The sequence below is a fragment of the Burkholderia sp. MSMB1072 genome, assembly GCF_001524725.1.
Lineage (GTDB): Bacteria > Pseudomonadota > Gammaproteobacteria > Burkholderiales > Burkholderiaceae > Burkholderia.
In genome coordinates, this window is record NZ_LOYC01000036.1 from 1 (window position 1) to 24,497 (window position 24,497).

22 protein-coding genes and 3 pseudogenes are annotated in these 24,497 nt (G+C 68.6%); 10 read left to right on the top strand and 15 right to left on the bottom strand.

The features are described 5' to 3' along the window. The coding region (locus tag WS89_RS20515) for a GntR family transcriptional regulator (protein WP_156440578.1) at positions 1–222 on the bottom strand (222 nt) is incomplete at its 3' end. Between the two features lie 556 nt (positions 223–778). On the opposite strand from WS89_RS20515, the gene WS89_RS20520 reads away from it, so the two are divergent. Continuing rightward, complete coding sequence (locus WS89_RS20520) at positions 779–2,956, top strand: DUF4132 domain-containing protein (RefSeq protein WP_059793048.1); 2,178 nt, start codon at positions 779–781, stop codon at positions 2,954–2,956. Positions 2,957–2,970: 14 nt separating this feature from the next. Here WS89_RS20520 and WS89_RS20525 read toward each other — a convergent pair whose 3' ends face one another. The 6 genes and pseudogenes from WS89_RS20525 to WS89_RS20545 all read right to left on the bottom strand — a co-directional run bounded on the left by WS89_RS20525 (position 2,971) and on the right by WS89_RS20545 (position 7,243). Next, entirely contained in the window at positions 2,971–3,891 is a 921-nt protein-coding gene (locus WS89_RS20525) for a hypothetical protein (RefSeq protein WP_059793110.1), read from the bottom strand. 86 nt (positions 3,892–3,977) lie between these two features. Continuing rightward, positions 3,978–4,301 carry a TfoX/Sxy family protein gene (locus WS89_RS20530; RefSeq protein WP_059502966.1) on the bottom strand — a complete coding sequence of 108 codons (324 nt, stop codon included), beginning with the start codon at positions 4,299–4,301 and terminating at the stop codon, positions 3,978–3,980. Positions 4,302–4,465: 164 nt separating this feature from the next. Further along, on the bottom strand, positions 4,466–6,202 hold the full coding sequence (locus WS89_RS20535) for a site-specific integrase (protein WP_059502968.1): 1,737 nt from the start codon (positions 6,200–6,202) through the stop codon (positions 4,466–4,468). Between the two features lie 149 nt (positions 6,203–6,351). Beyond that, positions 6,352–6,474: pseudogene (locus WS89_RS33880) on the bottom strand (MFS transporter); the annotation flags it as partial. Between the two features lie 84 nt (positions 6,475–6,558). Beyond that, positions 6,559–6,750 carry a DUF2964 family protein gene (locus WS89_RS20540; protein ID WP_059793112.1) on the bottom strand — a complete coding sequence of 64 codons (192 nt, stop codon included), beginning with the start codon at positions 6,748–6,750 and terminating at the stop codon, positions 6,559–6,561. A gap of 13 nt (positions 6,751–6,763) precedes the next feature. Beyond that, complete coding sequence (locus WS89_RS20545) at positions 6,764–7,243, bottom strand: universal stress protein (protein WP_059793050.1); 480 nt, start codon at positions 7,241–7,243, stop codon at positions 6,764–6,766. A gap of 295 nt (positions 7,244–7,538) precedes the next feature. Here WS89_RS20545 and WS89_RS20550 point away from each other — a divergent pair, with 295 nt between their 5' ends. The 4 genes from WS89_RS20550 to WS89_RS20565 all read left to right on the top strand — a co-directional run bounded on the left by WS89_RS20550 (position 7,539) and on the right by WS89_RS20565 (position 12,812). Further along, entirely contained in the window at positions 7,539–8,300 is a 762-nt protein-coding gene (locus WS89_RS20550) for a 2-keto-4-pentenoate hydratase (protein ID WP_059793052.1), read from the top strand. Positions 8,301–8,331: 31 nt separating this feature from the next. Next, the gene (locus WS89_RS20555) at positions 8,332–9,744 is read left to right on the top strand and encodes a hypothetical protein (protein WP_059793054.1); all 1,413 of its coding nucleotides are present in this window, start codon (positions 8,332–8,334) and stop codon (positions 9,742–9,744) included. A 175-nt stretch (positions 9,745–9,919) separates the two neighbouring features. Continuing rightward, entirely contained in the window at positions 9,920–12,097 is a 2,178-nt protein-coding gene (locus WS89_RS20560) for a hypothetical protein (RefSeq protein WP_059793056.1), read from the top strand. Between the two features lie 7 nt (positions 12,098–12,104). Further along, positions 12,105–12,812 (top strand): DUF3142 domain-containing protein, encoded by a 708-nt coding sequence (locus WS89_RS20565; RefSeq protein WP_059793058.1) that lies wholly within the window; start codon positions 12,105–12,107, stop codon positions 12,810–12,812. 227 nt (positions 12,813–13,039) lie between these two features. Here WS89_RS20565 and WS89_RS20570 read toward each other — a convergent pair whose 3' ends face one another. Both WS89_RS20570 and WS89_RS20575 read right to left on the bottom strand, forming a co-directional pair. Next, positions 13,040–13,876 carry an alpha/beta fold hydrolase gene (locus WS89_RS20570; RefSeq protein ID WP_059793061.1) on the bottom strand — a complete coding sequence of 279 codons (837 nt, stop codon included), beginning with the start codon at positions 13,874–13,876 and terminating at the stop codon, positions 13,040–13,042. Between the two features lie 137 nt (positions 13,877–14,013). Beyond that, entirely contained in the window at positions 14,014–14,847 is an 834-nt protein-coding gene (locus tag WS89_RS20575; protein ID WP_059793063.1) for an oxidoreductase, read from the bottom strand. Between the two features lie 94 nt (positions 14,848–14,941). Between WS89_RS20575 and WS89_RS20580 the strand changes: the two genes are divergently transcribed. Further along, complete coding sequence (locus tag WS89_RS20580; protein WP_059793066.1) at positions 14,942–15,913, top strand: AraC family transcriptional regulator; 972 nt, start codon at positions 14,942–14,944, stop codon at positions 15,911–15,913. A 30-nt stretch (positions 15,914–15,943) separates the two neighbouring features. Here the strand turns inward: WS89_RS20580 and WS89_RS20585 are convergent, their stop codons facing one another. Continuing rightward, the gene (locus WS89_RS20585) at positions 15,944–17,107 is read right to left on the bottom strand and encodes an aldose epimerase family protein (RefSeq protein ID WP_059793114.1); all 1,164 of its coding nucleotides are present in this window, start codon (positions 17,105–17,107) and stop codon (positions 15,944–15,946) included. A 106-nt stretch (positions 17,108–17,213) separates the two neighbouring features. On the opposite strand from WS89_RS20585, the gene WS89_RS20590 reads away from it, so the two are divergent. The 3 genes and pseudogenes from WS89_RS20590 to WS89_RS32840 form a co-directional block, all read left to right on the top strand. Next, positions 17,214–17,891 carry a hypothetical protein gene (locus WS89_RS20590; protein WP_059793068.1) on the top strand — a complete coding sequence of 226 codons (678 nt, stop codon included), beginning with the start codon at positions 17,214–17,216 and terminating at the stop codon, positions 17,889–17,891. 91 nt (positions 17,892–17,982) lie between these two features. After that, a pseudogene (locus WS89_RS20595) lies at positions 17,983–18,531 on the top strand (LysR family transcriptional regulator); the annotation flags it as partial. Next, a pseudogene (locus tag WS89_RS32840) lies at positions 18,525–18,899 on the top strand (FAD-dependent monooxygenase); the annotation flags it as partial. The pseudogenes WS89_RS20595 and WS89_RS32840, both read left to right, overlap by 7 nt. A gap of 178 nt (positions 18,900–19,077) precedes the next feature. On the opposite strand, the gene WS89_RS20600 reads toward WS89_RS32840, so the two are convergent. The 5 genes from WS89_RS20600 to WS89_RS20620 all read right to left on the bottom strand — a co-directional run bounded on the left by WS89_RS20600 (position 19,078) and on the right by WS89_RS20620 (position 22,494). Continuing rightward, positions 19,078–19,356 carry a DUF4148 domain-containing protein gene (locus WS89_RS20600; protein ID WP_059793070.1) on the bottom strand — a complete coding sequence of 93 codons (279 nt, stop codon included), beginning with the start codon at positions 19,354–19,356 and terminating at the stop codon, positions 19,078–19,080. A 169-nt stretch (positions 19,357–19,525) separates the two neighbouring features. Then, positions 19,526–20,278: an amino acid ABC transporter ATP-binding protein gene (locus WS89_RS20605; protein WP_059499790.1), complete on the bottom strand. Its 753-nt coding sequence runs from the start codon at positions 20,276–20,278 to the stop codon at positions 19,526–19,528. Then, positions 20,265–20,915 (bottom strand): amino acid ABC transporter permease, encoded by a 651-nt coding sequence (locus WS89_RS20610; RefSeq protein WP_059793072.1) that lies wholly within the window; start codon positions 20,913–20,915, stop codon positions 20,265–20,267. Before WS89_RS20610 ends, WS89_RS20605 begins: the two co-directional genes overlap by 14 nt. After that, positions 20,912–21,598, bottom strand: a complete 687-nt coding sequence (locus WS89_RS20615) for an amino acid ABC transporter permease (protein ID WP_059793074.1) — start codon at positions 21,596–21,598, stop codon at positions 20,912–20,914. The genes WS89_RS20610 and WS89_RS20615 overlap by 4 nt, the downstream gene beginning before the upstream one ends. Before the next feature lie 89 nt (positions 21,599–21,687). After that, complete coding sequence (locus WS89_RS20620; protein WP_059793076.1) at positions 21,688–22,494, bottom strand: transporter substrate-binding domain-containing protein; 807 nt, start codon at positions 22,492–22,494, stop codon at positions 21,688–21,690. Positions 22,495–22,965: 471 nt separating this feature from the next. Between WS89_RS20620 and ansP the strand changes: the two genes are divergently transcribed. Further along, a complete protein-coding gene (gene ansP, locus WS89_RS20625) occupies positions 22,966–24,456 on the top strand; it encodes an L-asparagine permease (protein ID WP_059793078.1) in 1,491 nt (496 codons plus the stop codon). Positions 24,457–24,497: the final 41 nt, after the last annotated feature.

Consider the following 24,497-nt stretch of genomic DNA (forward strand, 5'->3'; position numbering starts at 1 on the left):
GTGACCGTCGTCGCGACGCAGGTTCACGAAATAGCCCGACTGCGGCCGGCTTTCGAGCAACCCGCGGCTCTCCAGCAGCAGATACGCATGCAGCACGGTCGTGATGCTGATCCGGTGCTGCTGGCTCGCCTGCCGCACCGACGGAATCCGGTCGCCGTGCCGGTACACGCCTTGGCGAATCAGGCGCTCGATGTCGTCCGCGAGTTTTTCATAGAGTTTCATCGTGCGTCTCCCGCGGGCGGGCGCAGCCGCGCCGCCACGCCATGTGCATCCGACACGCACGCGTTTTGCCCACCGACCGGGCCGTCGTGATTCCTGATCTTTCCCTCCGGTTTTGCCTTTTCCATCGCACTGGCTCTCTCTTGAAGATGCGCCGGCAGGGTTCCGAACCAGCTGGATCCGCGGCACTGTGCACTTGATGAGCGAATCTTAAGAGAAGAACAGTTGGCGGCGAGTACACACATCGAACGCGCGGACAAGAGTACAGTTCGGCGCGAGTCGCGTATCGCGGGAAAACTGTACGTCTTATGAAATGGCCGGACGGTCGGTCGGCCGGCTCGGAGCGGCCAAACCGGCCCGGGAGGGCCGGCGCATGGGCCTCCGCGCGATCGGATCAATCAGGGTGCAATACTGTGCGCCCCCAGGGTTTTTCACGGCGAGAGCGAGACCATGCAGTACACGATCGAACACGTAGCCCGCTTCGGCGGCGCGATACGCGTCGCGCGACCGGTATGGAAGAAATCGTGCCGGAACGCCGCAGCCGGCCGGGAGCGCGTGCATGACTGACCACGCTCTCGTTGCACTGCTGGTCGCGCGCCTGACCGACCCGGCCGCCCCCTCGGGCTCCGTCGACGAGCCGATCGACCTGTCGACGCTCGACGCGCCTGCGCTCGGCGCCGTGTGGCCGGCTTTCCGGCGCGTCGGGCACGAGCTCCTCGTGCGCGACCGAGCGTTCGACGATCCGCGCGCGGTATTCGCGTGCTGGCTGCGTCGGCAGATCGACGCGCTCGGCCTCGTGCCGCTCATCGACGCCGACGCGGCGCTCGAACTGTTCCGCGCCATTCCGGCCGGCGGATGGAAACGCGCGCTGGAGGATCTGCCGAGTCTCGACGCGCTGCCGTCGGCGGCGCTGCAGGCCGAACTCGCGCGGATCGCCGGCGAACCGGAAGAAGGCGGATTGCGCGCGGCATCCGCCTATGCCGCGTATGCGCTCGACCGGTTCGCCGGCCGCCGCGACTTCTCGGCACGGCACGAAGCCTATGCGCAGGCGCTGGCCGATTCGCCGTTTCGCGTGCGCGAACTCGACGTGTTGCCCGAACTCGGCCCGGCCGCGCTGCTCGCACTGGCTGCGACGAACGACGGCTATTTCGCGCCGAAGCGGCTGTGGCTCGACCTCAGCGATCCGGCCGTGACGCTCGCGGAAGAGGCCGCGTACGTCGCGTTCGCGCGCCACGCGCTGACCGAAGCCGCGCGACAGGTCGCCGCGCTGCATGCCGGCACCGTGCCTTACGAAGCCGATCGCGCGTTCACGACCGAGGACGCGCAAGTTCTGTCACGCGCCGCGCGCGTGGCCGCCTATCGCGACGAGGCATGGTTGCGGCCGCTGATCGGGCCGCTGCTGACGGGCGTATGCGTCGCGCCGACGGCCGCGAAAACCGCGCCGTCGCAATCGCTCGCCATCGCGCTTGGCCATGCGATCGAGACGATCCCGACACCCGAGAGCGTGCGCGCGCTGCGCGACGCGCTGGCCGTCGTCCGTCACGCGGGCGTGCAGAAGAAACTCGCGCGCAACCTGAAGCCGGCCGAACGCGCACTCGGCGAGCGGCCGCGCACCGCGCTGCGGATGACGCTCGACGCGAAGCCCGACAAGAAGCAGCTCGCGATGCTCGCCACGTGCATGGAGGCCGGCTTCTGGCAGCCGATGACGCTCGGCCACGCCGAATGGCGCGAGCGGCTCGTCGACGCGCCGGCCGGCGCCGCGTTCTCGGCGCGGATGATCTGGCTGGCACAAAACAACGGCGACGGTTCGACGCAATCGTTCATCCCCGATATCGCCAAAGGCAAGGTCGTGCTGCGCGATGCGGCCGGCCAGGCGTGCGAGATCGCCGACGACTGCGAGATCCGGCTATGGCACCCGTTGCTGGCCGACGCGGACGAGCGGCTCGCGTGGCAGCGTACGTTCATCGGCCGTTCGCTGCGACAACCGGTCAGGCAGGCGTTCCGCGAGTACTACGTGGCGAGCGATGGCGACGCATCGGCCAGCGATTCCGCAATGTTCGAAGGCCACGTGCTGTCGAGCCGGCCGCTGCTCGGCGTCGCGCGCCGCGAAGGTTGGTCGATCCGCGCGTACGACGACGCGCTCGTCCGCGAATTCGGCGACGTGCGCGCGACCTTCGTCGTCGATGCGCGGCTTTATCCCGGCTCGGAAAGCCACGGTACGTCGCGCCGGCTGCACTTCGAACGCCGACACGGCGCACGGTGGCTGCCGGTGCCGATCGGCGAAATCGATCGTGTGGTGTTCTCCGAAGTGGCGCGTGCGGTCGACCTGCTCGTGAGCGTGTCCGCGTTCGCGCTCGACGACGATGCGACGCATGCGGCAGTCGCCGCACGCGCGACGGACCCGGTCCGCCAGCGCGATATCGAGACGGAACGCCGGGACCGCCTGAACCGATTGTCGGATCTACCGCTGGGCGTGATGGCGCGGCATCGCAAGCACGTGCTGTCGCTCGTGTTCGCCGATGCGCTCGCGCAAGGGAGAATGACGATCGACGAACGTCATGTGCGCGTCGGCGCATGGTCGGTGCATTGCGCGACGGGCCGCGTGACGCGCGACGGCGAACTCGTCGATGCGACGACCGCCCCGCCGCCGTCGCCACTGCGCGCGGTGCCTTGGCTGCCTTACGACGAAGCGCTGCTGCAGCGGATCGTCGACGTCGTCGCGGGGTTGCTCGATTGAGCGGCGGGCGGCGCCTACTTCGCCGTCTGCTGCCGCTGCACCTCCTGCGCTTTCATCTGCAGATACGCGCCGCGCTCCACTTCGTGCAGTTGCTGCGGGTACTGCTCGGTCGCGTCGAACCAGCGCGCGAGGCGCGCATCGAGCGGCTTGTCGAGCGTCGCGAGATACGTGTCGATCGCGAGGTAGTAGCGCATCGTGTTGCGCTCCAGCAGCCCGCGCACGCCGCCGACGTACCGCGGCTGCGCGGCCGACGCGGCGCCGACGGTCGTGAACCCGACCTTGTCGCTGCCGACGGTCGCGAGATAGGTCTTCATCGCCATCCGGCCGACCGTGCCGAAGCCATACGAATACGTGAGGTGCAGAAACGTGCGCGACGCGCCGACCGGCACGGCCTCGAGCGCGATCCGGTAATCCTTCGTGCCCATCGGGCCGCTGTCGGCGGTCAGGTCGACCTGGAAATAATCGGGCGTCGCGGCCGCCACGCGGTAGCGGAACTGCACGCGATAGGTGTCCGACAGCTTTTGCTCGATCTTGCGGCCGAGGTTCACGTCGAGCACCGCGCCGTTGGCGCCGCTCGATGCGTGACAGTACTTCGTGTTCAGGTGCAGGATCAGCACCGCGCACCAGTTCGCGGGGCCTCGTGCGGGATCGTTGAGCTGGCCGTTCACCACCACGAACGGATAATCGACGACCGCATAGATGTCGCCCTTCAGCGACGACGACGCTTCCGACGATTCGAGCACCAGAGGCCGGTGAAACGCGTTGTCCTGCAGTTGCGGGCCGAGGCTGCGGTAGCGGTCGAGCAGCGCGGCCGCGCCGTTCGCGCCCTCCGCGCCGAACGACAGCGCGCTCCAGCCTACGCACAGGGTCACGACGAGTGCGCGCCAGGCGCGGCGCGCCAGCCGCGTGCCGCGCGACGGTCCGGATGTCTCCATGTTGGTACTCCCTGGCGCACGATGGTCGCGCGCATGTGTCACAGAATACGCCTGCCGGCTGCGCGGCGCGGCATCCGACTCGATCGTCATCGGCCGCGCTTCACCGGCAGCGGCAATTGCGCGGCGGTGATCCGGATCAGCGTCGACAGCCATTCGCGATCGTCCCAGCGATCGCCGGCGATGACGAGATGCGGCTTCGCGGCCGGATACGGCGGGGCTTCGTCGCACGCGCCGAGATACGCGCGGCCTTCGGGCGTCGGCTTGACGAACAGCCGGTCGTCGCAGACGAGCGCGACCATCCTGCCGTCGCAATAGATGCCGTATTCGCCGAACATCTTGCGCGCCGATACCGTACCGGCCGCCGCGATCTGCTCGACGATGAAATCGACCGTGCGCTGGCTCGATGCCATCCGCCGCTCCCGATGAAAAAGTTTATGACCGTCGTGCGCGCCGGACCGTTCCGCCTTGTCTGCCGATACGCTGCGGTGCGTCATTCATTCGCGGACGCGAAACGCGCCCAGGCATCGACCGCTGCCGTCGTGTGCGCGGTGCCGGCCGGCAGCTTCCGACTCGCCTACTTGTCCACGCCGAACGCACTCGACATCTGCCGCGCCCGCTTCACGTCGTCGCCATGCAGATAGATCGACGTCGTCGAGATCGACGCATGCCGCAGGTTGTCGCGCACCGTCGTCAGCTCCGCGCCGCGCGCCAGCGCGTGCGTCGCATGCGTATGCCGCATCCAGTGCGGGCTCGCCTGGCGCAGCTTGTGCGCGAGCGCCGGGTGGTCGGCCTCGATGCTATCGGCCGTCTGCACGAAGAAACGCTGCATCACCTTCCACAGCCGCACGCTCGTGATCGCGGCCGCGTCGTCTTCCGCGAGGCTCGGAATCAGCGGCGTATCGGGCCGCCAGCGCACCGGCGTGACCGGCAACCGGCGCGCGACCAGATAGCGATCGAGCGCCGTGCGCGCCAGCGGCGGCAGCGCGACGCGGGCGGCCTTGCGGCCCTTGCCGATCACCTTCAGCCACGCGTCGCCATGCGCGTCCGTCCCGATGTCGCCGAGCGTCGCGCCGACCAGTTCGCTCGCGCGTAGCCCGGTCGCATAGCCGAAATCGAGAATGAAGCGCAGCCGTTGCGCGGCGGCCGGCGTCCAGCCCGACTGCGGCGCAGCGTCGCCCGTGCGCTTGCGGAATTCGAGCCCGTCGGCGATCGTGCGAACCAGCAGCCACTCGCCTTCGGTAAACGCGTGCGACGTATCGAGTGCGGTCGCGCCGCGCGTGTCGCGCACCTTCACGCCGGCGAACGGATTCGCGAGCAGGTAGCGCTGCTCGATCAGCCAGCGGAACAGCGCGCCGAGCACCGACAGCGTGTACGCCGCGGACCGCGCGGACAACGCGCCCGAGAACGGTCGCCAGTCGGGCGCGCCGCGCGGCCGCACGGGGCCGACCCAGCGTTCGTGCGGCGTCGGCCGCCGGATGAACGCGCGATACGCGAGCGCATCCTCGGTCGTCAGCGACGACAGCGCGCGGCCGCGCTCGACGATCGCCCACAGGATCAGCCGCTCGGCCTCCTTCCGGTATGCACGCCGCGTCGCGGCCGATTCGTGCAGCGACAGCCATGCGTGCACGGCCGCGTAATCGTTGTCCGCATCGAGCGTGCTGCTCGCGCGCGGCGCGCGGAACGTGCCGGCCGAGCCGTCGACTTCGTGCGGCAGCTTCAATTGCTCCCACGGCACGATGCTGCCGCGCGGCGTCGCGGCGATCAGCGCACGCGCGCGTTCGGTCAGCTCCGGATGCGCGGCGAAGAACGCCTCGATGCGCCGCGCGCTGGCCATGCCGAGCCCCGCGATCGCACGCCACCACTGACGCCGGCGCGGAATCCGCACGGTCAGGTCGGCGAGCGTCGCGATCCCATGCGCACGCAACGCCGCGACCGCGCGCGCCGGCAACCACAGGCCGACGTCGTCGCCGATCTGCGGGACCGGCGCGCGCGCATGACGCAGCAGGCCGATCGCGTCGGTTGCCGCCTTCGCCTCCCGCAAACGCTCACCGTCCGGATGACCGAGCCGTTCCGCGAGATCGGCACGGCCCACCTGCCGCGCGACGCGCACGAGGCGCCGGCGAATGGCGCCGATCACGCCGCGCGCCGACCGTCCGTCGCCGAGCCGGTCGGGCAGGTAGCGCTCGACGGCCTGGCGCACGGTCATGCCCGCGTACCACGCGCGCAGTGCGGCCAGTTCGTCGGCGTCGGGAAAACCTGCGGGCGCAGGCGCGGAATCGGGGGAAAGCGGTGAGGCGAGGCGCGGTTTCATGGGCGCCAGTTTGACAGAAGCGCGCGCGGCCGGATACGCTGCCCGCCCCCTCCCGAACGGGACGATGCGCGTGCGCGGCCGCGAACCCTGCGGGCAGCGCGCCAGCGCATCGGATCGGTCGAAAGACGTCAGCCCGTGACGACGGGTGTGCGCCACACGGAGCCCGGCAGCGAGAGGCCGGTCGCGGACGCGGACGCCATCACAAGCGACATCCCGTATTCGCTCTTCAGGTACTGCGTAATCCACGGCGACAGCGCGGTGAAGCCCTCGAATCGGGCGAACCCGGGGCGGAGCAACGGCTGTCGCCGGTCGTCGCAAAACCGAGGCCGGACGTGCGCCCCCCTCCTCCATGCGGGTCACGCCTCGTCTTTCGGCCCCGGGTTCAGCATCACGACGAAGCCGGCCACGCCGACGATCAACGCAACGGCGCCGCCGCGCAGCGCCGTCGTCGCGTCGAACAGCAGGCCCGTCACGACGGCCATCATGCCGGCGAGCGACACGAACACGGCGATCGCCGCGGCGACGATCCGGTACTGGCGGCGTATCATCGTGCGCGCCGCGTCATGCCGCGGCCGCGGCGACCGGCTCGTCGGCGTCGTCGCCACGAATCAACAGCACCGGGCACTTCGAGCCGCGCACGAAACGCTCGGCGACGCTGCCGAGCAGCACGCGCCGGATGCCGCGCCGCCCGTGCGTGCCGACCACCGCGAGATCGATCCCGCGCTCCTTCACGTAACGTTGCAGGCGTTCCGCGACGTCCTCGCCGATGCTCTCGGTCTCGACGAGTTCGGCTTCGCCTTTCGCGCCGGCCAGCGCGACGATCCGTTCGGCTTCGCGCAGCACCTTGCGCCCGTCGTCGCGAATTTCCTCGACGAGCGCGTGCGGATCGAGACGGCCGACATACGTGAACAGCGCCGACTTGTCGACCACGTACACGACGCTGACGTGCGTATCGCCCGCCAGCGCCACCTTCACGGCCTCGGCCAGCGCCCGCTTCGACGAAGCGCTGCCGTCGACGGCCACCATGATCTTCTCGTACATGCGAACCTCGCTGGGGTGAGTTGCCGCGCGCGCCGTCGCGCCCGGCCATGTCTCCATCATCGGCCGACGGCGGGTTCGAATATTGACGGCGATCAAGTCCGGCGGCGACCGCGCATGCGGCGAAACGGCGCGACGGGAAGGGAGAAGCTTGCGTTGCCGGCCAGGCCGCGAACCGGGCCGGCCATGCGTGCGCCGCACGCTATCGAGCGGCCATCGCGCCGAAGGCGCTATCATCGGATGTGCGACTTTCGTCCGGCCCTTTTTTCCGGCCCCACTTTCGACTCGCTCAACCGACATGACAACGACTACCGAACGCGTGGACGGCGCCGCCCAGCATCTCGTCGCCGCCCGCCATGCCGGCGCGCCCGGCCCGCTGTTGCCCGATGCACTGCGCCCCGACGACATCGACACCGCGCTCGCGATCCAGCAGCGCGTGGCCGTTCTGCTCGGCGAACCCGTCGTCGGATGGAAATGCGCGCTGCCGCCGCCCGATCGCGTGATCCTCGCGCCGATCTTCGCGTCGACGATCCGCGAAGCCGATGCACCGTACCGCGTCGTCGGCGGGCCGATCGTGCGGATCGAACCGGAAATCGCGTTCGTGCTCGACCGCGACCTGCCCGCGCGCGAGCAACCGTACGCCGAAGGCGACGTGCGGGCGGCGATCCGGGAAGTGCGCGTCGTGCTCGAGATACTCGGCTGCCGCTATGCGGAGCCGGCGCGCGCGTCGAAGTTCGAGCTGCTGGCCGACGGGCAATTCAACCAGGGACTGTGCGTCGGCCCGGCCGTGCCCGACGGCCTGAACGCGCCGCTCGCGACGCTGGCGCTGTCGTTCGAAGGCGCGCTGAACCGTACGATCGACGGCCTCCATCCGGACGGCGATCCGCTGAAGCCGCTGGTGTGGCTCGTCAACTTCCTCGCGTCGCGCGGCGATGCGGTGCGCGCCGGCCAGATCGTGACGACCGGCTCGTACGCGGGTGCGATCGAGGTGCCGCTCGGCGATGCGCTGACGGTCCGCTTCGGCGAGCTCGGCAGCCTGTCGGTGACGTTGACCGCGTGACGGGTCACGTCGCTTTCACGCCCGATCCGCCATGTCGCTGACACCGCTGCCCGCCCTGCTCGATGCCACCCTGCGCACCGTCGCGCGCCGTTATCGGCTGCCGCCGCTCGACCGCGCGTCGTCGCTGACCGACGCGACGAACCCGGCCACCGCGCTGGCGGTCGTGATCGAGGAAGCGCGCAGGATGCAGGCGGACGGCCACGCGCCCGGCGCGGACCTGCGGCAGCGCTTCATCGATGCGCTCGCACGGATGATCCGCGATGCGATGGATCCGTCATCCGGCGATCCGTCGTTTCAGGCATCGGTGCTGCGCCACGATGCGCCGAACGTACGCGAATACGCGTCGTTGTCCGCGCACGCCGAGCAGGACCGGCGCGCGCTCCACGCGGCCGTCAATGCGATCGCGCACCCGGCCAAGCTCGAGCGCAGCGCGCAGGCCTGGCAACGCGACGGCCTCGCGCGCCTGCATGCGGCCGCGACCTCGGCGGCGTGGGTCGAGCTGCGTGCCGCACTCGCGCAATTGCTCGCGCTGCCCGAGATGGCGACCGACGCGGCATTCGAGCAGGACATCGTCAAACTCAAGGACAGCCCCGCGCTCGAACGCACGCTGCGACTCGATGCGCTGGCCGCGGACGAAGACGTGCGTCGCTACCGCGCGCTGTGGGTCCGTCAAGGCCCGCTCGTCGGCAGCACGGCCGCCGTCGCGCAAGGCGCGGCGTCCCAGCAGCGCGGCGCGGCCGTCGAAGCGCTGGCCGCGCAGGCGCTCGATGCGCTGGCGCGCAGGCTCGACGCGGTGGACGAGCAGCGCACCTACCGCGTGGTCACGTCGATGCGCGTGCCGTCGTCGATCCCGGGCCGGCACGACCGCGCGAAAACCGAATGGGACGCGATCCTGCTCGAACGCGCGCGCGGCGGCGACCCGGCGCTCGCGTGGAACGTGCGCTTTCTCGTCGAAGCGAAGGCATCCGCGGATGCCGCGACCACCGACCTGCCGCGGCTGCTGCGCGGCCTGAACCTGCTCGCGCAGGCAGCGCCCGACACGGTCTATGCATTCGAGACGCACCAGGGCACGGTGCGCGTGCATGGCGCATCGCTGCACGCGTTGACGACCGACGAAACGGCGCTGCCACGCGAGGTGCTGTATTGCTGCGACGCGTCCGCGGACGCGACACCGCGCCTGCTGGGCGCCGCGAGCCGGATGCAGTTGCTGTCGGCGCAGGCCAGCCTCGAATACGCGAGCGCGCTCGCGCGGCAACCGGATGCCGATCCGGACGGCCTCGGCGTCATCTGGCACGCGCTGCTGACCCTGCCGCAGTGGCAAGCCGTGCTGCATCAATACCCGTCGTTGCGGCAGGTCCGCGAGCTGATGGTGGCCATCGACGACTTGCGGGCCGCGCTCGACGAGATGGACGACGGAGGCATCGCCACCAGCGTGTGCGCGTGATGCGCGAGCGCGGTCGCCGCGGGACGCTCACGCACGGCCGGCCCAGTTGGCGAGCACCTCGAACGGCAGCATTCATCGCGTGAGCCATCACGCCTCGTCAGGTACGATACGCGCCGGGGCCGACCGCGCCCCCTGAGAGAACCGGCCGTCGCGGCCCCTACCCGACACAAGAAAAATGCGAAGAAACCCGATGCTGCACCGAAACCTGTTCGCCGCGCTGGCGGCCGGCCTGCTCTGGATGCCGGCCGCCCATGCCAGTGGAGACGATGGCTGCTACGTGCCGAACACGCTCCGGCAAACTTCATACTCATGCGGCAACGTGCCGATGCTGACGCCCGCCAACGACACGCGCATCAACGCGATGCTGATGATGGTTGACAGCGGCAAGGTCGCGCAGGTGTTTCCGGACCCGAAGACCATCCCGGCGAAAGAGCGGGTCGACCGGATCGTCGTGCCGTTCCCGATGGATTTCTCCGGATGGATCTATATCGGCCAGAAGGAGCCCGACCAGACCGGCGGCGCAGCAGATGCGGATGCGTCGTCGAACCGGTACGCGGACGGCGAAGGCAGCATCTGCCGCAGCATGAGCGCGGGCGCGGAAGCGTTCAACGACGCACTGGCCGGCGCCGGCGGCCTGCCCGCCGACGAAGCAGCGCGCCTGCGCGCGGCACGCGCCGACATCGCGCAGAAGACCTGTGCCGCGGGCGGCGCGGGCGGCGCGAGCGCCGCGTGGACGAAGCCGCCGGTCAAGTCGCCGCTCGGCCAGCAGTTCGCCGCGTACCTCGACGGCACGAACGCGTTCTACCGTGCCGACTTCCTCACCGCGACCCGCGCCTTCGCGAACGCGTCGCACAGCGCGGACCCGTGGCTGAAGGAAACCGGCCTCTACATGGCCGGGCGCGCGCAGTTGAACGCGGCGCAGGCCAACGTATTCGACAACGACAGCCCGACGCCGTCGCGCGCGCGCGTGTCGAAGGTGTCGCTCGACGCGGCGAACACGGTGTTCCGGACCTACCTGAAGGTGTATCCGAAGGGGCGCTACGCGGTGTCCGCGAGCGGGCTGTTGCGGCGTGTCGCGTGGCTCGACGGCAACGTCACGCAGCAGGCCGACCTGTACGGCCATGCGCTCGCGCGCTGGTCGCCGGCGACGTCGAACGTGCCGCTGATGCAGCTGGCGAACGAATTCGACAGCAAGCTGCTGTTCGGCTCGGCATTCGACGCGAGCCAGATCCAGTCGCCGACCGTGCTCGCCACCGTCGACCTGCTGCGCATGCGTGCGTCGGACAGCAGCGATCCGAGCCGCAAGCCGATGACGCTCGACGAGCTGCAAGCGCAGAAGCCGCGCTTCGCGAACGCACCCGCGCTGTACGACTACCTGCTCGCAACGTGGTACGTGCAGATCGGGCACAAGCCGGATGCCGCCCTCGACCTGCTGCCGCAAACGCCCGCCGCGCCGCTCGACTACTTCGGTCTGAGCCAGCAGGCGCTGCGCGGGTTCGCGCTGGAGGATAGCGGCCAGAACGACAAGGCCCGCCAGTTGTGGCGCGACCTGATCCCGCTCGCGACATTCCGCTTCCAGCGCGAAATGCTGGAACTCGCGCTCGCGATCAACCTGGAGCAGGCCGGGCTCGTCAACGACGCATTCGCCGACGATTCGCCCGTGCAGAACGCCGCGATCCGCGCGGTGCTGCTGCAGCGCGCGGCCAATGCCGACCTGCTGCGCGCGCAAGCGCGGAATCGCGCGACCGGCAGCGCGCTGCGCGACACCGCGCTGTACACGCTGCTGTACAAGGAGCTCACGCGTTCGCACTACGCGGATTTCATCGCCGACACGGCGCTGGTGTCCGGCACGCCCGCCGATCCGTTGAAGCCGTTCGTCGCAGCCGGTGCGAAAAACGCAGACGGCTACACGTGCCCCTCGGCGCGCGACATCGCCGCGACGCTGCAGCAGAATCCCGCCGATCCGAAAGGGCTGAACTGCCTGGCCGATTTCGTGCGGCTTCATCCGCCGGTGCCCGGCCTCGAAATCGATCCGGTGCCGTCGTGGGTCCGCAATGCGTCGAGCACGGCCGCCACGCGCGTGCCGCCGACGCTCGGCGACGCGCCGTCGCAGTTCGCGGGCAAGCCGTACGAGCGGATGTCGAGCTACGTGACGGTGATGGCGGATACGCAGGCGGACCCGAACGACCGCGCGTACGCGTTCTATCGCGCGATCAAGTGCTACGAGCCGAGCGGCTCCAACGAGTGCGGCGGCAAGGAAGTGTCGAAGAGCACGCGCAAGCGCTGGTTCGACACGCTGAAGACCGCCTATGCGGGCAGCCCGTGGGCGCGGAAGCTTCGCTACTACTGGTAAGCGCCGCATGAAACGCATCGCGTGCATCGCGCTGCTGCTGGCCGCGCGCGGTGCGCTGGCCGGCACCGTCGACGCCGCACGGTACGACGCGTTCTGGCTGTGGGCGGGCGTGAAGCCGCAGACGGTCGTGCGCGGCGCGCGCGCCGTCTACGTGCTGCAAGGTCAGATCGAGGCGTCGCCGCGGGACGAGTCGCAGGTGCGCGTGATCGCGCAGGGCGTCGCGCTGCCGCCCGCGCCCGACGCGCACGTGTGGCTCGTCTATCGCGCGCATACGCTGCGCTGGACGCCGCGCGTCACGCAGATCATGCTCGCGCAGCTCGCACGCTGGCGTGCGTCGGGCCGCACGATCGCCGGCATCCAGATCGACTTCGATGCCGGTACGCGCCACCTGCAGGATTACCTCGCGTTCCTGCGCACGCTGCGCGAGACCTTGCCCGCCGATTGCAGGCTGAGCATCACGGGGCTGCTCGACTGGAGCAGCCGCATCGATACCGACCAGGTCAACCAGCTCAAGGGGATCGTCGACGAAGTGGTCGTGCAGACCTACCAGGGCCGCAGCACGATTCCCGACTATGCGGCCTATCTGCCACGCGTCGCGCGGCTGCAACTGCCGTTTCGCATCGGCGTGATCCAGGGCGGCGAGTGGGACGCGCCGCCGTATCTCGCGTCGAATCCGTGGTTCCGCGGCTACGTCGTGTTCCTGCGCAATGGCTAGCGGGCGCCAGCGCGACGCAAACGAAGCGTCACGCCGATCGACGATGCGCTACGCGGCGCTCGCGATCGCGCTGCCGAGCAGCCGGCTGCCGCGCCTCGCGCATCCGGGCGTGCGCTTCGTCGATTTGGGGTGAAGCACCCGGCGGGCGATCCGCCCTTTCCCACGCGGCCGGATCGCCTCCCTTCGATCGCGGCGCCGCCCGCCGCAGCGGGCTGGCGCCGACACCGTCATGCCCGCACGAACGCGAGCAGATCGGCGTTGAGCACGTCCGCGTTGACCGTCAGCATCCCGTGCGAATAGCCCGGATAGGTCTTCAGCGTGCCGTTCTTCAGCAGCTTGACCGACTTCAGCGCGGAGTCCGCGATCGGCACGATCTGGTCGTCTTCGCCATGCAGCACGAGCGTCGGGACGGAGATCGACTTCAGGTCGTCGGTCTGGTCCGTTTCCGAAAACGCCTTGATGCCGTCGTAATGCGCCTTCGCGCTGCCTGCCATCCCCTGCCGCCACCAGTTGCGGATCGCGCCCTGGTGCACGGTCGCGCCCTCGCGGTTGAACCCGTAGAACGGGCCGCTCGGCACGTCGAGGAAGAACTGCGCGCGATTGTCGGCGAGCGCTTTGCGGAAGCCGTCGAACACCTCGAGCGGCAAGCCCTCGGGGTTCGAGTCGGTCTTGAGCATCAGCGGCGGCACCGCGCTGACCAGCACCGCCTTCGCGACGCGGCCGGCCGGCTCGCCGTGCTTCGCGACGTAGCGCGCCACTTCGCCGCCGCCCGTCGAGTGCCCGATATGCACCGCATTGCGCAGGTCGAGCGCTTCGACCACCGCAAACGCATCCGCCGCGTAATGATCCATGTCGTGGCCATCCCAGACCTGCGCCGAGCGGCCATGGCCGCGCCGGTCGTGCGCGATCACGCGATAGCCGTTCTGGACGAAGAACAGCAGCTGCGCATCCCAGTCGTCGCTGGACAGCGGCCAGCCGTGGTGGAACATGACGGGCTGTGCATCTTTCGGACCCCAATCCTTGTAGAAAATATCGACGTTGTCCTTCGTGGTGACGTATGGCATCGCGATGCTCCGGTGAGGTGGATGAACGTGGCGAGCGGGCCGGTTGCCATTATCGGCCATTATTGTGAAACCTCGACGCCATCGCGCGCGGCGACGGCCGATCATCCACCGGCGGGAAATGAACGATGCCGCGCGCGTCAGCCGTCCGTCGACACCGTCACGGCTTCCCACGCGCGGATTTCGTCGTCCAGCGCCGACAGTTTGCTCCGCACGAGCCGCAGCGCATCGCTGCCGAGCAGCAGATGCGCGGGCGGACGGTCCGCCGCGATCACGGCGAGCATCGCCCGCGCGGCCTTCGCGGGGTCGCCCGGCTGCTTGCCGCTTTTCTCCTCGCGCGCGCGGCGGATCGGATCGAACAGCGCATCGTAGTCGGCAATCGAGCGCGGCGTGCGCACCATCGAGCGGCCGGCCCAGTCGGTGCGGAACGAACCCGGCGCCACGGCCGTCACCGCGATGCCGAACGGTTCGAGCTCCTTGCCGAGGGTTTCGGAAATGCCTTCCAGCGCGAACTTGCTGCCGCAGTAGTACGCGATGCCCGGCATCGTGATGTGCCCGCCCATCGACGTGATGTTCAGGATGCGGCCGCGCCGGCGCGCGCGCATGAACGGCACGACGGCCTTCATCATCGCGACCGCGCCGAATACGTTCACGTCGAACTGCCGGCGCATCTCGTCGAGCGGCGCCTCCTCCATGATCCCTTCGTGCCCGTAACCCGCGTTGTTCACCAGCGCGTCGATGGGCCCGACGTTCGCCTCGATGTCCGCGACGACGCCGTCGATGCGGTCGAAGTCGGTCACGTCGAGCACGCGCGCGACGGCCGCCTGCGCGGACAGCGCCTCGAAATCGCGGGCCGCCTGCGCGCTGCGCACCGTACCGACCACCGTGTGGCCGGCGGCCAGCGCCTCCCGCGCGAGCGCGCGACCGAAACCGCTGCTGACGCCGGTAATGAGCATGATGTTGCCGGATGCCATGTGAGCTTCTCCCGAATGTCGATCGAAGCATGCATACTAGTCTGACGAACTGCGCCGAATAAGCCCGATTCCGCTGATTTTCTTGCACAAAACTATGAGCACCTCGCCCATCTCCGCCCGATCTCCGGCGCTGTCCCCGCGCGACCGGAAGCGCCTGGTGACGCTGCTGCACGCGCTCGCGCCCGACGAAGGCTACAACCTGACGGCGCTGCCGAGCGTGCGCATCCTGCGCTCGAACCGCGCGCTGTCGCGCACGCCGGTGCTGTACGACCCGGGCATCGTGATCGTGTGCCAGGGATCGAAGCGCGGCTACTTCGGCGGCGAGCGCTATCTGTACGACGAGCACCATTACCTGGCCGTCTCCGTACCCGTCCCGTTCAGCATGGAAACCGACGCCACGCCCGAGCGCCCGCTGCTCGCGCTGTACCTGCACCTCGATTTCACGCTGGCCGCCGAACTCGCCGCGCAGATCGATCGCGCCGGCCTCGCACAACCCGTGCAGGCGCCGAAGAGCATGATGTCGACGCCGATGGATGAAGCGATGTACGCGTCCGTGCTGCGTTTCGTCGAGGCGATGCAGCGGCCGCTCGACGCCGCGGTGCTCGGCCCGGCGCTGCTTCGCGAGCTGTATTTCCGCGTGCTGACCGGCGCGCAGGGCGATGCGATGCGCAGCGCACTGGCGATGCGCGGGCAGTTCGGCCGGATCGGGCGCGCATTGCGCGTGATCCACACCGACTACGCGCGGCCGCTCGACGTGTCGCAACTGGCCGACGCGGCCGGCATGAGCGTGCCGAGCTTTCACAGCCATTTCAAGGCGATCACGCAGGTGTCGCCGATGCAGTACCTGAAGTCGACGCGCCTGCATCAGGCGCGATTATTGATGGTGCGCCAGGACCTGACGGCGGAGGCGGCCGGCTACGCGGTCGGCTACACGAGCCCGTCGCAGTTCAGCCGCGAATTCAAGCGCCTGTTCGGCTTGACGCCGGCGAAGGAGACGCAGCGCATGCGCGCGAGCTTCGCGATTCCCGAAGCGTTCGACGATGCGGTGTTCGTGTCGTCGCATTGACGCGCCGGAACGCGGCCGCGACCCACACGCTCATCGCGCACCCACCCGCCACACCGTCACTTCGTGCAGCGTCTCGCCCGGCTTGAGCACCGTCGACGGGAAGGCCGGACGATTCGGCGAATCGGGAAAATGCTCGGCTTCCAGCGCGAACGCATCGGTCTGCCGGTAGACCGTTCCGCCCTTGCCCGCGACGCTGCCGTTCAACCCGTTGGCCGTGTAGAACTGCAGCCCCGGCTGCGTCGTGTACAACTCGAGAAAACGCCCCGACGCCGGGTCGTAAGCGCGCGCGGCAAACGCCGGCGCCGACTGGCCACCCTGGTCCAGCACCCAGTTCTGGTCGTAGCCATGCGCGAGCGCGAGCTGCGGATACGCATCGCGCAGATGCGCGCCGATCGGCGTCAACTGGCGCAGATCCATCGGCGTGCCCGCGACGCTCGCCAGTTGCCCGGTCGGAATCGACGTGTCGTCGGTCGGCGTGAAGCGCGATGCGGCGATCTCGATCAATTGCCGCTCGACGCTGCCGCCGGCCTGCCCCGCCAAGTTGAAGTAGCTGTGGTTCGTCAGGTTGACGACCGTGTCCCGGTCGGTCGTTGCGCGGTAGTCGATGCGGACCTGATCGTCGCGGGTCAGCGTGTAGGTCACGTCCGTCGTCAACGTGCCGGGGAAGCCGTTCTCGCCGTCGGGGCTCACGTAGCGCAGCGTGACGCTCGCACCGGTCGCGTCGCTGTGCGTGCCGGCGACCGTCCATACCTTCGCGTCGAAACTGTCGGGGCCGCCGTGCAGCGTGTTCGGCCCGTCGTTGACCGGCAGCTTCCAGGTTTTGCCGTCGAGCGTAAAACGCCCGCCCGCGATGCGATTCGCATACCGGCCGATCAGCGCGCCGAAATGGATGTTGCCGTTGTGCGCTTCGTAATCGTGGAGCGAATCGAAGCCGAGCACGATGTCGGCCACACGGCCGGTGCGGTCCGGCACCTCGAGTGCGGTCACGATGCCGCCGTACGTGATGATTTTCAGCGTCACGCCGTGCCGGTTCGCGAGCGTGTACTGGCTCACCGCCTGCCCGGACGCGGTCGTCCCGTAATTCGCATGGCCGATCGAGACGTCGGGCGCCGCCGATGCGACGGCTGCATGCAGCCCGACTGTTGCGAGCACACCTATCGCGAGCATCGATCGTCGCGGCCAGATTCGTTTCATGGAAGCCTCCGAAGGGGTGCGGTCCGTGCCCGCGCGCAAGTTGCGTGCCTGCACGCCGCCGCGTTTGCTATGCTGCGCGCATCGTCCGCCCGAGCCGAGCGCCGCCATGAATGCCATCGCCCCCGATATCGAGCGCACGCTGCGCGCCGCCTGCGACGCCTGCTTCGGCACTGCGACCGTGTGGCCGCTCGTCGCACGCGCCTATGGCCAGCCGCAGCGCTTCTATCACACGCTCGCGCATCTGGCGGAACTGTTCGCGCACCTCGCGCCGTATCGCGCGCAACCCCTATGGCCGGCCATCGAGCTTGCGGTCTGGGCCCACGATGTCGTCTACGCGACGACGCTGCCGGACTACGCGAACAACGAAGCGCGCAGCGCGCAATGGCTCGCGCAGGTCACCAACACGCACTGTACCGCGTCGTGGTTGCATGCGCACGCATCGCACGTGTCCGTTGCATCCGATCTCATTCTCGCGACGCAGTCGCACCGGCTGCCTGAAACGTTCGCCGCCGATCCGGCATTGCAGCGCGCGGGGCGGATTTTTCTCGACGCCGATCTCGCGATCCTCGCGGCCGCGCCCGAGCGGCTTCGCGAGTACGACCGCGCGATTGCACGCGAGTGGGCGCAGGATCCCGATGCGCCGTCGGCAAGCTTCCGAGCCGGTCGCAGGCAGGCGCTCGAACATCTGCGCGGGCAGGCCCCGCTGTTTCGATCGGCGGAATTCGCGCCGCTCGAGCAGCGCGCGCAACGCAATCTCGACACGCTGATCGACTTCTACGCTTGAACGCCGTCCACATCGCGACCGACTTGCACGCTGGAGCCCGCGCCGTACCGGCACTGGTATGATGCGCCAGCCACCTCTACCGGAATTCGCGATGAAGCTGTCATTCGAAGCGCTCGAAGCCCTGGACGCGATCGACCGCACCGGAACCTTTGCCGAAGCAGCGGAACTGCTGCATCGCGTCCCCTCGGCGCTGACCTACCTGGTGCAGAAACTCGAAAGCGATCTCGGCGTGGCGCTGTTCGACCGCAGCGGACGGCGCGCGAAGCTCACGCATGCAGGGCGCATCGTCGTCGAGGAAGGCCGGCGCCTGCTGCGCGCGGCCGAGCAACTCGAAATGAAGGCGCTGCGGGCACAACAGGGCTGGGAAACGGAAGTCCGCGTCTGCATCGACGAAATCCTGCCGTTCGACGCGCTGTGGCCGTACGTGCACCGGTTCTACGCGCTCGGGATGGATACGCGGCTGCGGCTGTCCACCGAAGTGCTCGGCGGCGCGTGGGATGCGCTGATTTCGCGTCGGGCGGATCTCGTCGTCGGCGCGGCGGGCGAACCGCCGGAATTGCCGGGCATCGTCGCGCGGCCGATCGGTTCGCTCAAACACGTGTTCGCGGTCGCGCCGTCCCATCCGCTCGCGTCGCTGCCCGGGACGACAACCGCACGGAACTCGTCGACGCCGCCGACCGGATGCTCGCACCGACGCTCGCCGCGCTCGTCGATGCGACACCCGCGCCGTTCGCGCAGGCGATCCTCGATCTCGCGGTCGAGCGGATGGCTTTCGGGCGCGCGGTGCTGCTCGGCGACGCCGCATGCATCGTGCGCCCGCACACGGCGGCGGGCGTCGCGAAAGCCGCGGACGACGCGGTCGGTCTCGCCGAAGCATTGCGCGACATCGCACGCGGCGCCGCGTTCGATGTCGCGCTGGCAGGCTGGGACGCCCGTCAGCGTGCGGCCGGTGCGTTGCTGTCCGCGCGCGGGATCGCGCTCGGCGCGCGGCTGATGGGTACGGCATGAAGGTGCGCCGGTCGGGTGTCGGCCGCCGCGCGGTACGGAGCGCCCTCGGGATTCAGCGCACGCAGCACGCTCGCGCGCCCGCCGTCGTCTGCGGGTAATTGCGGCTGTCCGCGCGCGAAAGCCGGGGCCGCGGCTGCCGCAAGCCACGCGGCGATCGCCAGCCCCTTCGCTCGGCGCTTCATTGCGCACTCGCGGTCGAGACGGACGCCGACGTCGCGGCCGTTGCCGTGTGCCAGTCGCCATGTGCGATCGCATACAGTTCGCGATTGCGCGCAATCGTCTCCGTACTCGGCGGATAGTCCGAGTTCGACGTCGGCAGCGTACCGTCGCGCTCCGCCCGAATCAGGTCGGCGCGCACGTCGGCGCGCGTGATCGTGTCGCCGGCGGTTTGCGCGAATGCGACGATCGGTGCGCTCAGCGCACAGGAAAGCAGGACTGCACGAATAAGATTGTTCATGACGTTCACCTCCGAAAATGGCATGTTCGCGTCCGCAGATCAGGCCGGACACCCGCTCCGCATCGATGCGACGAGGAGTGGTATCCATTCTGCGATTCGCGCGCTTTCCGGAAGGTGAGGCTTCGATTACGGTCTTGTCATCCGGTCGCGGCCCGGCCGCACGGCAGCGTCAGTCGACGCGCAACGGCGCCGTGTGTCGGACGGTGCCCAGAAACCGCGTCAACTCCACGGTCTGCGGCCGCTCGAAGATCTCGTCGGGCGTGCCGCTCTCCCATACACGCCCCTGGTGCATGAACACGATCCTGTCGCTCACCGCACGCGCGAAGTTCATCTCGTGCGTGACCATGATCAGCGTCATGTCCTCGCGCGCGAGCTGCTCGATGACCCCCAGCACCTCCCCGACGAGCTCGGGATCGAGCGCGGACGTGATCTCGTCGCACAGCAGCACGCTCGGCTTCATCGCGAGCGCACGCGCGATCGCGACGCGTTGCTGCTGGCCGCCCGACAGGTGTTCCGGAAACGCGTCGAACTTGTCGCCGAGGCCGACACGCTCGAGCATCAGCTCTGCGATCGCACGTGCCTGCTGACGGTGCGCCTTTTTCACCACCGACTGCGCGAGCATCACGTTCTGCCCGGCGCTCAGGTGCGGAAACAGGTTGTACTGCTGGAACACCATGCCGACCTTCAGCCGCAGCGCACGCAGGTCCGCGTGCCGTGCATCGACGCGTTCTCCGTCGACCGAAATCGTGCCTGCGTCGATACTCTCGAGCCCGTTGAGCGTGCGCAGCAGCGTGCTCTTGCCCGAGCCGCTGCGGCCGATGATCGATACGACCTGCCCGCGCTCGACGGACAGATCGATGCCCTTGAGCACATGATGGGTACCGAAATTCTTCTCGACACCCCGGGTTTCAACGAGCGGCATGCCATCTCCTTTGCAACGTGCGCGCATAACGGGTAAGCGGATAGCAGAGCGCGAAATAGATCAGCGCGACGAGGCCATATACGACGAACGGCCGGAACGTCGCGTTCGAGATCGCGATGCCGACCTTCGTCAGCTCGGTGAAGCCGATGATCGACACCAGCGCCGTATCCTTCACGGCCTGCACGCCGAAGCCGACCGTCGGCGCGACCGCGATGCGCGCGGCCTGCGGCAGGATCACGTGACGCAACTGCTCGACGTAACCCATCGCCAGGCTCGCCGACGCCTCCCACTGCCCTTTCGGCACCGCCTCGACACAGCCGCGCCAGATTTCGGCCAGATACGCGCTGGTGAAGAACGTGAGCCCGGCCGTGGCCGCGACCCACGGCGAAACGTCGAGCCCGACGAGCGGCAGGCCGAAGAACACGATGAACAGTTGCATCAGCAACGGCGTGCCCTGGAACACTTCGATATAGAGCTTCGCGACGCCGCGCAGCACCGTCGAATTCGACACGCGCATCACGAGCAGCCCGAGGCCGACGAGGCCGCCGGATACGAACGACACGATCGACAGCACGATCGTCCAGCGCGCGGCCAGCAGCAGGTTCGCGAGAATTTGCCCAAGCGTGAAATCGATCATCGCGCACCTCGCACGCGCCGGGAGAACAGGCGGCGGCCCATCGCGCCGAGCGTGGCGCGCAGCAGCAGCGCCATCGCCAGATACGCGAGCGTGATCGCGAAGTACGTCTCGAATGCGCGGAAGTTGCGCGACTGAATGTAGCTTGCCGCATAGGTCAGGTCGGCCACCGAGATCTGCGACACGACCGCCGAACCGAGCATCGTGATCACGATCTGGCTCGACAGCGCGGGAAACACCTTGGCGAGCGCCTGCGGCAGCACGACGTGGCGCAACATCTGCGCGCGCGACATCGCCAGCGCGGACGCCGCCTCCAGATGCCCTTTCGGCACGGCGGCCACGCCCGCGCGCACGATCTCGACCGAGTACGCGCCGAGATTGAGCGTCATCGCAAGGATCGCGGCCGTGTATTCGTCGATATGCACGCCGAGCGCCGGCAAGCCGAAGAAGATGAAGAACAGCTGGACGACGAACGGCGTATTGCGAATCGCCTCGACGTACGCGCCGATCAGCGGGCGCAATCGCACGGCTGCGCGCGCGTCGGCGCTGTACGCGGCCGCGCCGAGCACGCCGAGTGCCACGCCGAGCACGGTCGCGACCGCGGTCAACGCGAGCGTGATCGCCGCGCCGCTCGTGAACACGCCGGCGTACTCGGCAAGCTCGCCGAATTGAAGCTGGTAGCTCATGGGAACGGGATAAGTTCGGGTTCGGACAACGACACGTGCCGCGCCGGGCATCCCGGCCGCGGCGCCGTGTCACGCGGCACGGCGTTTCGTCACAGTCCGGCCGGCAACGGCTGGCCGAGCCACTTGCGCGACATTTCGCCCAGCGTGCCGTCCTGCTTCGCATGCGCGATCGCATCGTCGATCTTCGCGAGCAGGCGTGGCTCGTTCTTGTTGACGCCGACGAAGCACGGCGAATTCTTGATCACGAACTTGACCTCGGGGCGGCGCGGCGGATTCTTCGCGAGAATCGCCGCCGCGACGATGTTGCCGGCCGCGATCAGTTGGACTTGCCCCGACAGGAACGCCTGGATCGTCGCATTGTTGTCCTCGAAGCGCTTGATCGTCGCGCTCGGCGCGAGCTGCGACAGCGCGATCTCCTCGAGCGCGCCGCGTGTGGCACCGACCGTCTTGCCGGACAGGTCGGCGGGCGCGCTCACCTTCACGTCGGACGGCCCGAACACGCCCTGGAAATACGGCGCGTAAGCGCTCGAGAAATCGATGACCTTCTCGCGCTCCGGCGTCTTGCCGAGCGACGAGATCACCATGTCGACCTTGTTGGTCGTCAGGTACGGAATCCGGTTCGCGCTGTTCACGGGCACCAGCTTCAGCTTGACGCCGAGCGCCTTGGCGAGGAGTCCTGCCATGTCGATGTCGTAGCCCTGCGGCTGCATGTCCGTGCCGACCGAGCCGAACGGCGGATAGTCCTCGGGCACCGCGACGCGCAGCGTGCCGTTTTTCGCGATGGTGTCGAGCGCATCGGCATGGGCCGGCGCGGCGGCGAACAGCGCGATCACGGGGGCGGCGATCAGTGCAGCCAGCCAGGTGCGTCGGGGGAACGGTCGGGTCGTCGGGCTCACGGTGAATCTTCCTTGTCTGGTATGTCGTCGGGCAGCGCGCAACGATTGCGCGGCCGAACCACTCCAGCAAAAACCAGGCCATTGCCGCAAAACGCCGGCCGCACCGGCGCGAGACGGAAATTTCGGCGAACCTTTCGGTGTACCGCATTCCTCATTTCGGTGCATGAGCCGGCACCTTCGGCAACGGTTGCCCTCGCAGTGCGCGCCGGCGCACCAAATTACCCAGTTGGTTCACCCGCCGCCGAGGCCCCTATGCACGGATTCGAACAGACGCAGTCCAATTTTGCATGCCGTTTGTGACGGGAATTACGGCTGAATACGTTCGCGACGTACCGTGCCTTTCGCCACACCCGGCGAATCGCGAACAGGACGGGTGCGCTTGCTTGCGCGCGCCGGTCCGCCGGTACCGGTGGTCCCGATCGTCCCGCGATCGGGATGATTCCAATCCCATCCGTGCGCGAGGATACCGTCATGGCATCGATTCCCGAACCGTCGACAACCGGCGAAACCGACAAACGCAGCTGGCTCGAATCGCACGAAGCCGGCTATCACAAGACCCTCGGCAATCGACAGGTGCAGATGATCGCGATCGGCGGGGCCATCGGCACCGGGCTCTTTCTCGGCGCCGGCGGCCGGCTGCAGGCCGCCGGCCCGTCGCTCGCGATCGTCTATCTCGTATGCGGCGCGTTTTCGTTCCTGATCCTGCGTGCGCTTGGCGAGTTCGTGATGCATCGCCCCAGCAGCGGCAGCTTCGTGTCGTACGCGCGCGAATTCCTCGGCGAGAAGGCATCGTTCGTCGCGGGCTGGATGTACTTCCTGAACTGGGCGATGACCGGCATCGTCGACATCACCGCCGTCGCGCTCTACATGCATTACTGGGCGCCGTTCGCGGCCGTGCCGCAGTGGATCTTCGCGCTCGTCGCGCTCTGCATCGTCGCGACGATGAACCTGATCGGCGTGAAGTGGTTCGCGGAGATGGAGTTCTGGTTCGCGCTGGTCAAGGTCGCCGCGATCGTGCTGTTTCTCGTGATCGGCGCGGCGATCCTCGGCACGGGCATGCCGGTGGCCGGCCATGGCACCGGCATGCAGCTGATCACCGACAACGGCGGGTTCTTTCCGCACGGACTGATGCCGGCGCTGGTGCTGGTGCAAGGCGTGGTGTTCGCATTCGCAGGCGTCGAACTGGTGGGCACGGCCGCCGGCGAATGCAAGGACGCGCGCAAGGTGCTGCCGCGCGCGATCAACAACGTGATCTGGCGCATCGCGATCTTCTACGTCGCATCGGTCGTGCTGCTGGTCTGCCTGCTGCCGTGGAGCGCGTACAAGGCGGGCCAGAGCCCGTTCGTCACGTTCTTCGGCGCGCTCGGCGTGCCGGGCATCGGTTCGGTGATGAACCTTGTGGTGCTGACGGCCGCGCTGTCGAGCCTGAACTCCGGCCTGTATTCGACGGGGCGCGTGCTGCGCGCGCTGTCGATGGGCGGCTCGGCCCCCGCGTTCCTCGCGCGGATGAGCGCGCAGTCCGTCCCGTACGCGGGCATTCTGGTGACGGTCGCGATCTATGTGGTCGGCGTGCTGCTCAACTATCTCGTGCCGTCGAGCGTGTTCGAGATCGTGCTGAACATCGCATCGCTCGGCATCGTCAGCACATGGGGCTTCATCGTCGTGTGCCAGATGAGGTTCCGCGCCGCGGTCCGGCGCGGCGAGGCGGACGACGTCTCGTTCAGGATGCCGGGCGCGCCCGTGACATCGTGGCTCACGCTGCTGTTCCTGCTCGGCGTGCTGGTGCTGATGGCCTTCGACTACCCGAACGGGACATGGACGATTGCATCGATCCCGCTGGTCGCGCTGCTGCTCGTGGCCGGCTGGAAGTGGTTGAGCCGCCGCGCGCGCCGTGCGTTGTTCAAGCCGACGATTCCGTCGGTCGCCCTCACGCAGAACGTACTCGAGAAGGGCGAGCACTGAATCGCGGCGGCATGCGTGCCGTTGACCGATCCGCCGCCGGC